This is a genomic window from Mucilaginibacter glaciei (genome assembly GCF_014773245.1).
Lineage (GTDB): Bacteria > Bacteroidota > Bacteroidia > Sphingobacteriales > Sphingobacteriaceae > Mucilaginibacter > Mucilaginibacter glaciei.
Map to the genome: position 1 here is coordinate 650873 of NZ_JACWMX010000001.1, position 14199 is coordinate 665071.

At 42.7% G+C, this 14199-nt stretch carries 16 protein-coding genes and 2 tRNA genes; 9 read left to right on the plus strand and 9 right to left on the minus strand.

Annotated elements, in window-relative coordinates; all coding sequences use genetic code 11:
• Positions 1 to 43 precede the first annotated feature (43 nt).
• Positions 44 to 2182 carry a ribonuclease R gene (gene rnr, locus IDJ76_RS02960; RefSeq protein ID WP_191160557.1) on the minus strand — a complete coding sequence of 713 codons (2139 nt, stop codon included), beginning with the start codon at positions 2180 to 2182 and terminating at the stop codon, positions 44 to 46.
• 57 nt (positions 2183 to 2239) lie between these two features.
• Positions 2240 to 2947, minus strand: a complete 708-nt coding sequence (locus IDJ76_RS02965; protein ID WP_191160559.1) for a 3'-5' exonuclease — start codon at positions 2945 to 2947, stop codon at positions 2240 to 2242.
• A gap of 69 nt (positions 2948 to 3016) precedes the next feature.
• On the opposite strand from IDJ76_RS02965, the gene IDJ76_RS02970 reads away from it, so the two are divergent.
• From IDJ76_RS02970 to IDJ76_RS02980, 3 genes are read left to right on the plus strand one after another with little or no spacing between them, the layout of a single operon-like run.
• Positions 3017 to 3739, plus strand: a complete 723-nt coding sequence (locus IDJ76_RS02970) for a glycosyltransferase family 2 protein (protein WP_191160561.1) — start codon at positions 3017 to 3019, stop codon at positions 3737 to 3739.
• Positions 3736 to 4446: a tRNA1(Val) (adenine(37)-N6)-methyltransferase gene (locus tag IDJ76_RS02975; protein ID WP_191160563.1), complete on the plus strand. Its 711-nt coding sequence runs from the start codon at positions 3736 to 3738 to the stop codon at positions 4444 to 4446. Before IDJ76_RS02970 ends, IDJ76_RS02975 begins: the two co-directional genes overlap by 4 nt.
• Before the next feature lie 6 nt (positions 4447 to 4452).
• The gene (locus IDJ76_RS02980) at positions 4453 to 4947 is read left to right on the plus strand and encodes a metallophosphoesterase family protein (RefSeq protein ID WP_191160565.1); all 495 of its coding nucleotides are present in this window, start codon (positions 4453 to 4455) and stop codon (positions 4945 to 4947) included.
• A 99-nt stretch (positions 4948 to 5046) separates the two neighbouring features.
• Here the strand turns inward: IDJ76_RS02980 and rnhA are convergent, their stop codons facing one another.
• From rnhA to arr, 3 genes are all read right to left on the minus strand, one after another.
• Positions 5047 to 5499, minus strand: a complete 453-nt coding sequence (rnhA, locus tag IDJ76_RS02985; RefSeq protein ID WP_191160567.1) for a ribonuclease HI — start codon at positions 5497 to 5499, stop codon at positions 5047 to 5049.
• 124 nt (positions 5500 to 5623) lie between these two features.
• A complete protein-coding gene (locus tag IDJ76_RS02990) occupies positions 5624 to 6118 on the minus strand; it encodes a hypothetical protein (RefSeq protein WP_191160569.1) in 495 nt (164 codons plus the stop codon).
• Positions 6119 to 6241: 123 nt separating this feature from the next.
• Positions 6242 to 6670, minus strand: a complete 429-nt coding sequence (arr, locus tag IDJ76_RS02995; protein ID WP_191160571.1) for an NAD(+)--rifampin ADP-ribosyltransferase — start codon at positions 6668 to 6670, stop codon at positions 6242 to 6244.
• A 210-nt stretch (positions 6671 to 6880) separates the two neighbouring features.
• On the opposite strand from arr, the gene IDJ76_RS03000 reads away from it, so the two are divergent.
• Both IDJ76_RS03000 and IDJ76_RS03005 read left to right on the plus strand, forming a co-directional pair.
• Positions 6881 to 7429 (plus strand): hypothetical protein, encoded by a 549-nt coding sequence (locus tag IDJ76_RS03000; protein WP_191160573.1) that lies wholly within the window; start codon positions 6881 to 6883, stop codon positions 7427 to 7429.
• A 37-nt stretch (positions 7430 to 7466) separates the two neighbouring features.
• Positions 7467 to 8018, plus strand: coding sequence for a lysozyme inhibitor LprI family protein (locus IDJ76_RS03005; RefSeq protein WP_191160575.1), 552 nt, complete (start codon positions 7467 to 7469; stop codon positions 8016 to 8018).
• 140 nt (positions 8019 to 8158) lie between these two features.
• Here IDJ76_RS03005 and IDJ76_RS03010 read toward each other — a convergent pair whose 3' ends face one another.
• On the minus strand, positions 8159 to 8734 hold the full coding sequence (locus IDJ76_RS03010; protein WP_191160576.1) for a hypothetical protein: 576 nt from the start codon (positions 8732 to 8734) through the stop codon (positions 8159 to 8161).
• 161 nt (positions 8735 to 8895) lie between these two features.
• Between IDJ76_RS03010 and IDJ76_RS03015 the strand changes: the two genes are divergently transcribed.
• Positions 8896 to 9801, plus strand: a complete 906-nt coding sequence (locus tag IDJ76_RS03015) for a winged helix-turn-helix domain-containing protein (RefSeq protein ID WP_224746164.1) — start codon at positions 8896 to 8898, stop codon at positions 9799 to 9801.
• A 160-nt stretch (positions 9802 to 9961) separates the two neighbouring features.
• On the opposite strand, the gene IDJ76_RS03020 is transcribed toward IDJ76_RS03015, so the two are convergent.
• The 3 genes from IDJ76_RS03020 to hscB form a co-directional block, all read right to left on the minus strand.
• The gene (locus tag IDJ76_RS03020; protein WP_191160578.1) at positions 9962 to 11038 is read right to left on the minus strand and encodes a sensor histidine kinase; all 1077 of its coding nucleotides are present in this window, start codon (positions 11036 to 11038) and stop codon (positions 9962 to 9964) included.
• A 348-nt stretch (positions 11039 to 11386) separates the two neighbouring features.
• Positions 11387 to 11466 (minus strand) — tRNA-Leu (locus tag IDJ76_RS03025).
• 25 nt (positions 11467 to 11491) lie between these two features.
• Positions 11492 to 12016 carry a Fe-S protein assembly co-chaperone HscB gene (gene hscB / locus IDJ76_RS03030; RefSeq protein WP_191160580.1) on the minus strand — a complete coding sequence of 175 codons (525 nt, stop codon included), beginning with the start codon at positions 12014 to 12016 and terminating at the stop codon, positions 11492 to 11494.
• Between the two features lie 110 nt (positions 12017 to 12126).
• Between hscB and rfaE1 the strand changes: the two genes are divergently transcribed.
• From rfaE1 to IDJ76_RS03045, 3 genes are all read left to right on the plus strand, one after another.
• Entirely contained in the window at positions 12127 to 13080 is a 954-nt protein-coding gene (rfaE1, locus tag IDJ76_RS03035) for a D-glycero-beta-D-manno-heptose-7-phosphate kinase (RefSeq protein WP_191160582.1), read from the plus strand.
• 9 nt (positions 13081 to 13089) lie between these two features.
• The gene (locus IDJ76_RS03040) at positions 13090 to 13872 is read left to right on the plus strand and encodes a helical backbone metal receptor (protein WP_191160584.1); all 783 of its coding nucleotides are present in this window, start codon (positions 13090 to 13092) and stop codon (positions 13870 to 13872) included.
• 99 nt (positions 13873 to 13971) lie between these two features.
• Positions 13972 to 14053 (plus strand) — tRNA-Leu (locus IDJ76_RS03045).
• The last annotated feature ends 146 nt before the right edge of the window (positions 14054 to 14199 follow it).

A 14199-nucleotide genomic window follows, 5' to 3' on the forward strand; every position in this document is an offset into this window, starting at 1 on the left:
GGATTAACGCATCTTTTAGCCCCGCAAATTGCACCCGCTACAATTAATCATTAACTAATGAAAAGTCTATCTGTTTTTTAGTCAGATCGACATTTTTAACCCGGATATTTACTTCGTCGCCTAACTGGTAAACCTTCTTTTTACGCTGACCGATGATGGCATAGTTTTTTTCGTCCAATGTGTAAAAATCATCGCTAATATCACGCAGGCGAATCATACCCTCACATTTGTTCTCGATGATCTCTACATACATACCCCATTCTGTAACACCCGAAATAATACCGGTAAATATATTACCCACCTGGTCTTTCAGATATTCAGCCTGCTTGTATTTAACTGACGAACGTTCTGCATCCGCAGCCTTCTTTTCCATTTGTGAGCTGTGCTTGCATAACTCTTCGTAATGATCAGCATTGGCGCTTTGGCCGCCATTCAAATAATGGAACAGCAACCGGTGCACCATTACATCGGGGTAGCGGCGGATAGGTGAGGTAAAGTGTGTATAATGGTCAAAGGCCAAACCGTAATGGCTGGAGGTTTTGGTGGTATAAATAGCCTTAGCCATAGAGCGGATAGCCAGATGCGTAAGCACGTTTTGTTCTTTCTTGCCCTCAACATCCTCCATTAAAAAGTTAAGGGATTTGGCAGTTTCCTTATCAGACTTGGTGTTGATCTTATACCCAAACCTGGCCGCAAATTGTGCGAAGTTGGCCAAAGCATCTGGCTTGGGCGAATCATGCGCACGGTAAACAAAGGTATATTTGTGCTTGCCTTTACCCATTTTGCTTACAAATTCGGCCACCTTGCGGTTAGCAAGAAGCATAAAATCTTCAATCAGTTTATGGGCATCTTTTCGCTCTTTAACGTAAACACCTGTTGGTTTACCGGTTTCATCCAGCTTGAATTTAACTTCAGTAGTTTCAAAACTGATAGCTCCGTTCTTGAACTTACGGTCGCGTAGTTTGTACGCTAAAGCGTTTAGTTTTAATATCTCTTCGGTATAATCGCCGGTTTCCGTCTCGATCACCTCCTGCACTTCCTCATAGGTAAAACGCCTGTCCGAATGGATTACGGTTTTACCATACCATTCAGTTTGAATATTGGCGTTCTCATCCAGTTCAAAAACCGCTGCAAAGCAAAGCTTATCCTCTTTCGGGCGAAGCGAGCAAAGGCCGTTTGATAATCGCTCCGGCAACATCGGGATCACCCTGTCTACCAAATAAACAGACGTGCCGCGTTCGTAAGCCTCTTTGTCCAAAGCAGAATCGGGAACGATGTAATGCGCCACATCGGCAATATGCACACCAACTTCGTAATTGCCGTTATCCAGTTTTTTGTAGGAGATAGCGTCATCAAAATCTTTGGCGTCGAACGGATCAATAGTGATGGTCAATGTATCACGAAAATCGCGGCGTTTTGCAATTTCATCGGCAGGAATCTCCACCGGGATCTCATTTGCCTCATGTTCCACATCGGCAGGGAAGGAAAGCGGGAAACCGTACTCGGCCAGGATGGCGTTCATTTCGGTGTCGTTCTCGCCCTGGTTACCCAACACGTGCTTAATGCGGCCGATTGGATTTTTGGCGCCAGCAGGCCAGTCGGTAATTTCGGCAACTGCTTTGATCCCGTTTTTGGCACCATTCAAATCGCTGATGGGGATAAAAATATCGTGCATCATTTTACGATCATCGGGGATAAAAAATGCAAACCGTTCTGAAAGTTTAACGATCCCGGTAAACTCCATTTTGTTGCGCTGCAATATTTCTATCACTTCGCCTTCCTGGCGTTTGCCCTTGCTTTTAGCATACACGTAAACTTTTACGCGGTCGCCGTTCAGGGCGTTGCGCAATTTACGCGGGGCAACAAATATGTCGGTTTCACTCGGGTCGTCGGTAACGATAAAGGCGGAGCCATCGTTAGTTAAGTCGACCTTTCCTTCTACAAAAGTCTTTAATTCAAGGAGTTGGAATTTTCCTGGCGTTATTTCTTTCAGTACGCCTTTAAAGGCTTCGTCTTTTAACACATCGAGGATCACGCCCCGTGCATCAGGATCGCGAACGTTTAACTTGGCAGAAACTTGTTTGTGGTTGAGCGGCGTATTGCCGTTTTGTTCAAATATATCGAGCACCATTTGCGTGAGCACCTGGTTGATAGAGGAATTATGTTTGTTCTTTTTAGACATTGATAAATGTTTGTGGCTAAGATACGGAAAGTAGGCGTAGAGAGGAAAACGATTTAATCATCCCACCACCGTTATACAATCCTCTGCTATCAAAGGCTCGCCGCGGTACCTGCGGATCAGTTGGGCCGTTGCGATCACATCCTTTTGGCAATAGGTGCAAATGCGGGGCAAATCGTCTTCTACCCAGTAAACATGGCCCACCTCGCTGCCGTCGATATCGTCTTTTGAGGTTGGGATATCAAAGATCGCGGTGAGTAAACTAAGGGAGGTATAATTCTTAAAATCACCGAATTTCCAGAGCTCCATCGTGTCCAGATGGGGGATCTCCCAGGGTTTGCGTCCTGTTATCTGCAAGTGCGGCGGGAACTGTACACCATTGATCAGCATCCGGCGGCAGATGTAGGGAAAATCAAATTCTTTGCCATTGTGCGCACAAAGGATGATGCTTAAAGGCTGACTAGTTAGCATTTTGGCAAAATCTTCTAACAGTTCTTTTTCCTCGTGCCCGGCAAATGATTTTATGCGTAATCCGGTTTTCTTACCGTTTAGAAAGATCCCTACCGAGATACATACGATCTTACCAAACTCTGCCCAAATGCCGGCGCGGTCATAAAACTCTTCAGGCGTGGCCTCGCCCCGGTTATTGCGAATTTTGTGTGCCCAAAGCTCCTGCAAATGTTCAGGCACCTGGTCGTGGCTGCTGTATTGCGGTACGGTTTCTATATCAAGCACCATCAGGTTTCCCAGGTCGTACTGTTCGAGCATATAAATTGGTCTGTAAATTAATTCAGAGCTAAATTTATATTATTTATTTTTAGCACGCCATCATCAGCTATGAAAATAAATAAATTGTCCATCATAATACCCGCTTACAACGAGGCTAAAACCATATTTATGATCTTAAATAAGATCAAAGCTGTGGAGTTGCTGGACAATATAAAAAAGGAGATCATCATTGTGGACGATTGCTCTACTGATGATACGCAACTGACCATAGCTGCTTATCATTCAGAGCATGCTGACTTAGATATCCGTTATTTTAAACACGAGGTAAACAAGGGTAAAGGTGCAGCGTTACATACTGGCATTCAGCAAGCTACGGGCGAATACCTGATTATCCAGGATGCTGACCTGGAGTATGATCCTGCCGAATATAACGACATGCTGAAACCCGTTTGTAATGGGTTTGCCGATGTAGTTTATGGCTCACGTTTTATGGGCAGTAATCCCCATCGCATCCTTTTCTTTTGGCATACCATAGGTAATCGCTGGCTTACATTTGCCTGCAATATGGTGAGTAACCTCAACCTTACAGATATGGAAACCTGCTATAAGTTGTTCGATACCAAAGTAATACAAGCGGTATCTCTTCAGGAACAACGTTTTGGTTTCGAGCCGGAAGTAACCATCAAGATCTCGCGGATCCCTAAGATTCGGATCTATGAAGTTGGCATTTCTTACTATGGCCGTACATATGACGAGGGTAAAAAGATAGGATGGAGGGATGGTGTGCGGGCTTTATACTGTATTCTTAAATACGGGATATTTAGCAAATGAGTGTGTTTAAATTCAAGCAATTTGAGGTAGATCAATCCGGTTGTGCCATGAAGATCAACACTGATGGCGTACTTTTGGGCGCTATGGCCGAGGCGATTATCCCCAGTCGTATACTCGATATAGGCACAGGCACGGGTGTAATTGCCCTGATGCTTGCCCAGCGTTTCCCAAACGCATTAATCGATGCCGTTGAGATTGATGAAGTTGCTGCTGAAACCGCACAAATGAATTTCAAAAAATCGCCGTTTGCAGGGCGTATGTTATGTTTTGCTATGGGTTTTGAGGCTTTTTTTGAAGAGCACCCAACTCATAAATATGACCTGATCATATCTAACCCGCCGTTCTTTCTGAACTCGCTGGAATCGCCGGGAGCAACGAGAAATTTGGCGAGGCATACAGATTTTAATTTTTATAATCGATTGATAAATAGTGTTTCACAGCATTTATCAGAATTGGGTACGTGCCAGTTGGTGCTCCCCTTAACCACGGCCAAACTGGTTAAAGAGCTGTTGGCAAGCGTTGGTTTACACTTGCAAAAGCAAATCAATATCCGGTCATTCCCTCACGATGAGCCCCATCGGGAGATCCTGATCATTTGTAAAAAAGCATTAGATTTTACTCAGACTGACTTTGTAATTTACAGCGATAAAAAAGTGTATTCGTCTGAATATCAGAACTTATTGAAAGAATTTTTTACTATTTTCTAATCCGAGATGAAAAGAATAGGTTTGATATCCGACACCCATAGTTACCTGGATGATGCTGTTTTTAAGCACTTTGACCAGTGCGACGAGATCTGGCATGCCGGTGATTTCGGCACGCTGGAACTTGCGGATCAGCTTGCTGCCTTTAAACCCTTTAAAGGGGTTTACGGCAATATAGATGGGTCAGATATCCGCCAGCAATATCCTGAAAATCTGCGGTTTATGTGTGAAGAAGTGGATGTTTGGATGACCCACATTGGTGGTTATCCGGATAAGTATAGTCCGTTGGTTAAGCCCGAAATTTATAATAACCCGCCCCAATTATTCATCACCGGGCACTCGCATATCCTAAAGGTGATCTACGATAAAAAGATCAGCTGTCTGCACCTCAACCCCGGCGCAGCGGGTAAGCAAGGCTGGCAAAAGGTGCGCACCCTGTTACGATTTAGCATCACCGAAAAACGGATCCATGATCTCGAGATCATCGAATTGGGCGGGAAATAGAACTAAATTATCTCTAAAAATCTCTAAAAGCTTTTAATTTTTAACCGAAAATCGCTCTCATACGCTACTTTCTGCACTTCGTTTTTACAATAATTTGCCTTATCCATTTTCTGCTTCAAAAACCGTATCAATAAGCAGATCTTTTTGTTTTCCGGCGGCCACGGCCAACTCGTCGCATCGCTCATTTTCGGGGTGGCCGTTGTGGCCGCGTACCCATACAAATTTCACCTGATGTACTTTAGCAATATTGAGGTAACGGATCCACAAGTCTTTATTCTTTTTGCCGGCAAAACCTTTGGCCACCCAACCATGCACCCAGCGTTTCTCAATAGAGTCGATCACGTATTTGGAGTCGGAGTAAATGGTAACCTGGTTGGGTGTTTTAATTGCTTCCAGTCCGGTGATCACAGCCAGTAGCTCCATGCGGTTATTGGTAGTTTTACGGAAGCCTGCCGAAATTTCTTTATAGTGTTGGCCCGAACGTAATATCACGCCAAAACCACCCGGCCCCGGGTTGCCGCTTGACGATCCATCTGTATAAATCTCTATCATTGAAAACTGTAATAATTTTCAAAAATAAACTTTTTATGGTGCTTAAACGAGCCTGCAGCGGTTATCCCGATCATCACCGGTTACCCGGTTTCTAATCAGTTATTTATAGTTGCTTTTACGTGCTTTATCTGGTAAAATAGAATACCGAAACATAGCTGTTTACTGCGCCGGTGTCCTTTTCTGTTTCTTTTTTGTCGATAAATAATTTATCGACACGGCTTGAATTGGTACCCAGCTGTATGCTCAATTCATACAGCTTATCATCCAGTTTGAGGTAAGCAATGTTGTTTGCCGATTGCAGGAAGCCAAAATCACTTGTGAAAAGCTGGTAGAAAGGAAACTTTTGTTCCCCATATTGAAATGGTGGTTGGATACCGAAATAGATTTTTACGATATTGCCTGCAGCATCTTTTCGATAAAGGTCAATCTTATCTTTGGTAAGGCCGCCTGTAGTTTTATCGTCCAGCAGATCTTGCCCGGCACTGTTTTTTATGACCAGGTGTAGAGAAGGGCCTACGATGGGTGAACAGGCGCAAATATTGCCGCCATCGTTACTGGCTTTTTTGCACCCAACGTTTGCTGCAAATAGCACTACTAAAGCCAATATAAATTTTTTCATGGTGATTGATAATGGTTTATCAATACTATTACGTACACCATCAATCAAGTGCAACAATGAACGCAATGTTTTAGTAAAGCTAATTTAAGCTGCCGGATCAATCACCTGGTTAAGGGTAACGTATCAATCCTCAATTGCCTCGATACCCAGCTCTTTAGCCTTTTGAACGCTTTCTTTCATTTGTTTAAGCAAATCCTCTGGGTGGCCCTGCCAGCCGGTAACCTCGCCGACTATTAAAAGCGGATAGCGGGTACGGTAAGATTTGGTAGGGTTGCCGGGGAACTTTTGATCGGTTAAGTTAGGGTCATCTTCAATTGGGCCGGTAGGCTCAACAATGTAAATTCTACCGGGGCCATCGCCCAAAGCCAGCTCGGCACCCCAGGTTGCAGCATCCAGCGTAGCACTCAGGTAAACGTACTTTGCAATATTTTGCTTGCCAAAGTTAGAGGTAAAGCCGGCGGCTATCAAATCGCCTATCTTAAGCTGTGCTTTGGTGCCATGAAAGAATTGCGGTGTGCTTTGTTCGGAAGTGGTGTTTATCGATTGGCCCATGTCTTTTTTTTAAGTTGATAGCCAAAAATAGATGATGTAAAACACTAAAAACGTGTTTCTTAACTATATTTTTTGAAACGCAATATGGTGTTTGGGTTAGCGTTATTCTTACAACAATGACTCTTCCAATACCCTATGTGTGTAAGGAATTTTCTATTAGGTTTTGCTTTGTTGATAACTGCTCATTGTTATGCTCAGGATCAGGACGCAATGGTTAAATTTGAGGATATGACCGTCACCTTCAAAGGGATGGCGATTGATAGTCAAGCCTTGGTTGATGGTCAGGCTAACGCTGATGAAAAAGCATTTACCGCATGGATTGGCTATAAACTTACCCCGGCCCTGGTGCATATCCAAAGCGATCATTTAAATCATATCACCCTGAAAGAACGCTTTGAAACCAGCCTTACTTTAATGAATGATGGCCAGCATTGCGACCTTACCCACTGGAAACATTACCTATCGGGATGGCGAAAGCTTACCACTTTAAACGGAGGTAACTATAAGGGGATTGATTTGCCGTTTCATGATCCGCAAACGCAAAAGTTTCCTGCGATTACTAAAGATGAATTAAAGCAACAGATTGAAAATCATTGCGGGGCCGAATGGGTGGCGTTATTGGAGAACTATAAAAACGTATTTACGGAACCTTGTGCTGTTTCCCTTAGTAAAATCTATATATGCATTAATGCAAGGGACGAGCACACCGGTAAAGCCGTAGTAAGAAATATCGTTATTAATACACCAATGGGCGATTAAATGTAACCCACGTTAAACTTGTATTAAGCTTTTAAATATGAAAAATGTAATAGCTGTAGTTTTTGCCACTTTTTGTGCAAACTGTTTATTTGCGCAAAGCAAACGGGCAGAAATGTTGGATACATCAATTTTAGACAAAATCAACAGGCAGGTTGCTATTGAAGCGTTGCAATTTAAAAAACAATTAATCAATAATAAGACTGACCAGGAAAGGATAGTCTTTTGTGTGGATACATTTGTTATCAGGCATATTGAAGCAGAAAGGATCAAGGCGAATAATACTACTTTGTCTATAAATAAAACCGTTATCGGCGCAATTAATGCCTACGATGCTTTGCTTCAGGATTATTATAACAAACTGGGTTCTTTGTTACTTACAATAGATAAGGCAGATCTTTTGACCTCAAATAATGCCTGGATAAACTATCAGAAAACAGAAATTAAGTTAATAGGTGACCTGTCGAAAGATAAGTATTCAGGTGGAGGAACTATCCAGACGAACATCGAGGCTGAATTAGATGAGAAAATTGTGATGGAGCGGCTTGACCGGATTTTTAATTATTACGATACCGTATTTAAAAATCATTAATCGTACCTAATTGCTATAATAAACAAGGCCTTTCTGATTAGTCAAAAAGGCTTTATGGAAGTTTCCTCATGTATCGCTCATTATCGTTGATCCTCTTTACTTTTAATTCCGTAAGGGTCGCATCACAAATGCCGCAATACTCAGCAACCGCCTTTGCGGACTTCGCGTTTAAAAATTACTTTGTTGTCTCGTGCGATATAGTCGCCCGATAGAATTACATGTGGAGACTTCCCCGAATAGCCTGCGCTATGGCTTCTGATCACTATTTTGTCGTTAACTTTCAGGCTGTTTAACTGCTGAAACTCGTTATTAAACATCATGAAACTTTGATCAGACCGCTCCGGCCAAAAATTAACAATGTATTCATCGCCGTTGATTTTTATCATCATTCCGAAGCCGCCTAATGACCCCGACGGATGGGAAAGAGCGGTTACAACGCCCTCCATATTAGAAAAATCTTTGATGTGCGCTCTTATTTGATCAGCACTGGCATGCGCTTTTTTACCATCGGGGGAAGCCTCCCATTTTTTGTACCTAATTCCGTCAGGAGAAGCTTCCCATTTTTTCAAATCGTCGCGGTGGGCGTTTTTGCCGGCAGCAGAAAACGGCCTTGAAGCGGGTTGGTAAGCAGTTTCATTTTTGATTGCACGATTAGCAAATACCAGTCCGCTCACCACAACCAGTGGTAACATCAGCGCATAAATAACTTTATTCATACTTTGTGTGGGTTGATTAAATAACATACAGATTCCCGATATATCAGATTGGATAAGACATGCGTTTAGGTTCTTTTCCGTTTCGACTCAGCGAAATTACTTTGATATATTGCAGCGTGGAGCGCTTGAATTGTAAATAAAAATGTAAACTTTGTAAATAAATGATTGAAAAAATGCGCAATAGCCAAAACCTCTTTTCCGGGAAAGGCAAATACCTTGTTGGATCTATACTACTCTTGTTTACCACAGCAATCTGCGCAGCTTTCAGTTTTGCCGGTAGTGATGACTATGCTATAGCCAGAAGGGAAATTTTGCTTCGCAGGATAGGGCATGAGTTACTCTTACAATCGGGCGACAGCACCTCAAGGGTGTTACCGGTAAAAAAGATCAATGAAAACGAGTACCGGATCATTTTTGAAAAGGAGTTTACTTTTCAAGCAGACTCACTGGTGGGTACTACCCGGCGCGTGTTAGCCAAAGATCCGCTGGCGGGCGATTACATTGTCAACGTTCTGGACAGCGACAAGCCGGGCGTAGTTTATGGCTACGCAATCTCCAAAAATAAAAAGGATGACATTGTATCGTGTAAAGGAAGAAAGCAACCCAAAGCATCTTACATGATCAGCATCAAATTTAAACCGACAAGCATCAACACAGCAACGGACCGATACTTGTTGGGCAGCCTGCCAATTTTGGCATTTGTTGGATTCCTTTTTTTTAAACCTAATAAGGTACAAAGAGCTTTACTTGAGGATGGTCAGGATGCAGGGATGTTTACCTTGGGCTCGGCCTTATTCGATGCGAAGAACCGGAAACTGATGGTAAACGGACAAACCATAGAACTGACGGGAACTGAAACCCGGGTTCTACTTGTTTTCGCGCGCTCTCCAAATGAGACCATAGAGAGAAGCCGGTTACAAAAAGAGATCTGGGAAGATGAAGGTGTTATAGTAGGCCGCAGCCTGGATATGTTCATTTCAAAATTGAGGAAAAAACTGGAAGTTGATCCGAACCTTAATATAGTGGTGGTACGCGGTAAAGGATATAAACTTGAGGTAGGCAGTTAATTTGATGGCTTTTCAAACGTGGTGCGAGTAAAGGCAATCGTCTGCCCGTCATTAAATATTTAAGGTCAACGACCAGTGGAGCTTAAGCCAAAAGCGGGGGCGCTTGCGGCAGCGGATGATTGGTACCCCTCATCCTTAGTAAATCGTTTAATGAGCCAATTTACTTGGCTTGCAAGTATACTTGAAATTCCGAACCTTTCCCTAATTCGCTTTTTAATACAATTTTCCCCCCTGAGTTGGTAACAATTTCATTGACAAGGTATAACCCTATACCCGAACCTTCAACATTATCACCTACGCGGCTATATTTTGAAAACACATCCTTGTGTTGGGTTTCAGCTATGCCGATACCATTGTCTTTAACGGTGATCACGATATGTCCTTTTTCTTTTTTAGAGCTGATCAGGATTTTAGGTACCAGGTTAGGCGTATGAAATTTTATTGCGTTGTTTACGAGGTTATAAATTATACTTCTCAACTTTCTTCGTGAGTATAAAATCTGAGAAACTTTGATGTTGCTTTCTATTATAGCGCCTGATTCCATTATGGTTCCGGCCAAAGTAAGGCGTACATCTTCCAGAATATTTTCCAGATCTAATAACTCCTCTTCCGCTTGATATTTATGCTTCAATTTGCCGGCATCAGTTAACTCGGTTATGATAACCTGCATTTTTTTGATCGAGTTTTCTAAAATCCCAAAAAACGTTAGGAATGGTCTTGATTTATCTGTCGACACTTTTTTAACCTGATTTACGGTCAGCAGCAAGCTTGTGAGCGGGCCTTTAATATCGTGAGATATGGTATCTAATAATGTCTCATGATCTGCGATCAGCATTTCCTGGTTAACCAGATCTTTGATGCGGGCGGTTATTTCTACAAAAGTGATAATAACTCCATTAGTCTTTTTGGTTTTTGCAATAACATAGGGAATGATGTTCATTTGATACCACCTCCGGTCTGTTGTCTGAATCTCTTTTTCCAGGATCTCATTTTCATTGATTACCTGTTCAATATTCTCAACAATGGTAGGGAAGCGAAAGTTGTCTTTAATGTCATCAATGTTCTTGCCTATATCATCGGCTTTTAATGAAAACTGCTTCATAGCGGGTGGCGTAAACTTTCTTAAAATCAAGTTCCGATCCACGAATAATTGCGGAATGATGGTGTTCTTAAAATAGTTTTCTAACTCATCATTAAGTTTAATTAGCTTCTTTATTTTTTGGTTTTGATTAAGCATGTGATCGCGATAGGTTAAAAAAATTACGTTTTTTCACGGGTTAATAAATTCAAATCAGGTATAGTACAACTTAATTGCTAATCTTCTTTAATGCCTCTGCCGAGGAAATACAAAACCAAAACGTTCTGCAAGCGCTTAATTCACGGGTTATCTCAAATTTCGGCGCTATAGCTTAGCATCACGGTATTATGTTTTTACAACAAAATGTTGTAAAACATGTTTTCGCTAAAAAAATCTGCAGGTTTACTACCAATGAGGACGCTTGCGGCGGCGGTGATATAAGAAAGTTTGGTGTAATAAAAAAGCCCTGTAATCATCTGATTTACAGGGCTTAGTCCTCTTTCGAAGTACCCAGCGCCGGAGTCGAACCGGCACGGTTTCCCACAGGTGTTTGAGACCAGCGCGTCTACCAATTCCGCCAGCTGGGCATACTTAGTTGTAAACAGTGTTTGCTTACAAACGAGCTGCAAATGTATCTAAACTCTCTTTAATTCGCAACAGATATTTTTGCCTGTAGTAAATATTTGCCACATCATTCAATCTGCTTTCCTTAGCTGTGTGGTCTAAGGTGGGGTAATCCCGGGTCAGGCCATTTAATTCTTCTTTCATATCGCCCTCAATTGCAAGTACTTCGGCAGTAATGTCACCCAGTTGCTGTTTGTCTTCAATTTCCATCAGCCGCTCGTTAAGGTCCATCATCTCCATTAAAAAATCTGCCGGTAGCTGTGGTTTTGCACCCTCGCTAACCAATTCATGGGTGCGTAATATGTAATCTACCACCCGGTTTGGGTCGGATAAGGTTTGATAGGCCTTATTGTTCAGCGTTGATAGTTCTAAAATTTCCTGTTGCTTTTCGTCGCCTTCGTTGGCATAAAAATCGGGATGGTACTTTTTGCTCAACGCGTAAAACTGCTTTTTAAGGCTTGCAGCATCCGGGTGAAAGGTTTCGGCTATGCCGTAAAATTCAAAATAATTCATCGGTTAAAATTACAGTTTATAATTGGTGCGGGGGCAAGGCCAATTTATGTTTAACCACACAACAAAAAATATTTATACTTGTTGACGATTATCGGATCACATTTTTCAGCATGAACTATAACATCAATAGCAACGCCCGGATACTCATTGTTGGCGATATAATGCTTGATCATTACATTTACGGTAACTGTAACCGCATCTCGCCGGAGGCCCCTGTGCCGGTGGTCGAGATCACCCGCGAAAGTTATACCCTTGGCGGTGCAGGTAACGTGCTGGAAAATTTAAACGCGCTTAACTGTCATGCTGATATCATAGCTGTTGTCGGCCGCGATGATAATGCCGCGATAGTGGCCGGTAAACTTGCCGATTGCGGGTCAAGGGCCGATGCCCTTATTTACGATGCAGCCCGCTGCACAACGGTTAAAACCAGAGTGCTATCGTCTAACCATCAAATGATCAGGCTGGACAGGGAATGTGCCGATGCCGTAAGGGATGATGTAGCCGATCAGATTTCGGCATTGCTTAAACAGCATGCAGGTGAAATAGATATCCTTATTCTGTCCGATTATAATAAAGGGCTGTTAACCCCGACGGTACTTGCCGAAGTAGTGGCAATTTGCAAAGCCGCAGGTGTTAAAACCATTGTCGACCCCAAAGGGCTTGATTTTAGTAAATACCAGGGTGCGAGTATCATCAAGCCTAACCGTAAAGAGGCCTCATTAGCTACGGGTATTGCCATACACGATCAGGATAGCCTGGAGCGCGCCTGCATCAAAATCAAGGAAACTACAGGTTGCGAGGCTGTAGTGGTAACGATGTCTGAAGATGGTATCGCTATTTATGAAAATGAACAGCTGAGTATCATCCCGACAAAAGCTTTAGGTGTTGTTGATGTAACCGGCGCAGGCGACACGGTTATCGCGTCGATAGCCATTGCACTGGCTTCGGGTTACTCGCTTACGGAGGCCTGCGATTTTGCCAACCATGCTGCTGCCATTGTGGTAAGTAAGGTAGGCAGTGCAACAGCCACGCTTGCCGAGATCAACCAAATGTTTCAAGCTTAACCTTTAGCTATGCCCGTATTTTATGATCAGTTGAACCGGGCGGTTGATATTCAAGCTATTCCCAAACGGATCATTTCCATTGTACCCTCGCAAACCGAACTTCTTTTTTATTTGGGGTTGGATGCGGAGATTGCAGGCATTACCAAATTTTGTGTGCACCCTGCAGATAAAACCCGGCTGGTAACCAAAATAGGCGGCACCAAGCAGTTGAATTTACAATTAATAGATGACTTGCAACCCGACCTGATCATTGCTAACAAAGAAGAAAATGAGCAAAAACAGGTAGAAGAACTAATGGCGCGTCACCCCGTTTGGATCAGTGATATTAATGATTTGCCCTCTGCTTTAGATATGATTACCAGATTAGGGGATATTACCGGCAAGCATAAGAAAGCAGCGATATTGGCCGACGAGATTGAACAAGGTTTCAAAGCGCTTATTCCTGCTAAAGATAGCCTGCGTGTAGCTTATTTGATATGGCGTAAACCTTACATGGTTGCGGGTGCGGACACCTACATCGATGCCATGCTGCGCCTTTGCGGTTTAACCAACGTATTTGAAAAAGAGCGGTACCCCGAAACCACAGCTGAAGAATTAGCAGAACTAAACCCCGATGTGGTTATGCTCTCATCCGAGCCATATCCCTTCGCGCAAAAGCACATCGATGATTTTGGGCGATTTTTGCCACAAGCTAAAATTATACTGGTAGATGGCGAGATGTTTTCCTGGTACGGTAGCCGGCTACTACATGCGCCCGGATATTTTAATCGGTTATTAAGAGTCTTGCAATAAAATAACAGCAATAGAATGAGGCAGATAAGCAAAAACTTAAATTTGGATTTTAAAGTTTAGCATTTTAAGCTATCTTTGCACTCTCTAAAAAAACCAAACGCGGAAGTGGCGTAATTGGTAGCCGCACCAGACTTAGGATCTGGCGCCGCGAGGCGTGGGGGTTCGAGTCCCTTCTTCCGCACTAAGTTTAAAAGCCGTTAACTTAATAAGTTAGCGGCTTTTTTTGTTTGGATATCTGTACGGGAGTGATGTGGTTCATATCTTTCAATACTATTATTATCAAAGTTCATCACAGATTAGTAACTATAATTTAATTGATCTTAAAAG

What these genes read in the sequence shown, in the direction of transcription:
- IDJ76_RS02970 (WP_191160561.1), top strand. Translation starts at nt 3,017, where the DNA reads ATGAAAATAAATAAATTGTCCATCATAATACCCGCTTACAACGAGGCT.
- IDJ76_RS02990 (WP_191160569.1), bottom strand. Translation starts at nt 6,118, where the DNA reads ATGAAAAAATTTATATTGGCTTTAGTAGTGCTATTTGCAGCAAACGTT.
- IDJ76_RS02965 (WP_191160559.1), bottom strand. Translation starts at nt 2,947, where the DNA reads ATGCTCGAACAGTACGACCTGGGAAACCTGATGGTGCTTGATATAGAA.
- IDJ76_RS03020 (WP_191160578.1), bottom strand. Translation starts at nt 11,038, where the DNA reads ATGCTTAATCAAAACCAAAAAATAAAGAAGCTAATTAAACTTAATGAT.
- IDJ76_RS02980 (WP_191160565.1), top strand. Translation starts at nt 4,453, where the DNA reads ATGAAAAGAATAGGTTTGATATCCGACACCCATAGTTACCTGGATGAT.
- IDJ76_RS03005 (WP_191160575.1), top strand. Translation starts at nt 7,467, where the DNA reads ATGAAAAATGTAATAGCTGTAGTTTTTGCCACTTTTTGTGCAAACTGT.
- arr (WP_191160571.1), bottom strand. Translation starts at nt 6,670, where the DNA reads ATGGGCCAATCGATAAACACCACTTCCGAACAAAGCACACCGCAATTC.
- rfaE1 (WP_191160582.1), top strand. Translation starts at nt 12,127, where the DNA reads ATGAACTATAACATCAATAGCAACGCCCGGATACTCATTGTTGGCGAT.
- IDJ76_RS03010 (WP_191160576.1), bottom strand. Translation starts at nt 8,734, where the DNA reads ATGAATAAAGTTATTTATGCGCTGATGTTACCACTGGTTGTGGTGAGC.
- hscB (WP_191160580.1), bottom strand. Translation starts at nt 12,016, where the DNA reads ATGAATTATTTTGAATTTTACGGCATAGCCGAAACCTTTCACCCGGAT.
- IDJ76_RS03040 (WP_191160584.1), top strand. Translation starts at nt 13,090, where the DNA reads ATGCCCGTATTTTATGATCAGTTGAACCGGGCGGTTGATATTCAAGCT.
- rnr (WP_191160557.1), bottom strand. Translation starts at nt 2,182, where the DNA reads ATGTCTAAAAAGAACAAACATAATTCCTCTATCAACCAGGTGCTCACG.
- IDJ76_RS03015 (WP_224746164.1), top strand. Translation starts at nt 8,896, where the DNA reads ATGATTGAAAAAATGCGCAATAGCCAAAACCTCTTTTCCGGGAAAGGC.
- rnhA (WP_191160567.1), bottom strand. Translation starts at nt 5,499, where the DNA reads ATGATAGAGATTTATACAGATGGATCGTCAAGCGGCAACCCGGGGCCG.
- IDJ76_RS03000 (WP_191160573.1), top strand. Translation starts at nt 6,881, where the DNA reads ATGGTTAAATTTGAGGATATGACCGTCACCTTCAAAGGGATGGCGATT.
- IDJ76_RS02975 (WP_191160563.1), top strand. Translation starts at nt 3,736, where the DNA reads ATGAGTGTGTTTAAATTCAAGCAATTTGAGGTAGATCAATCCGGTTGT.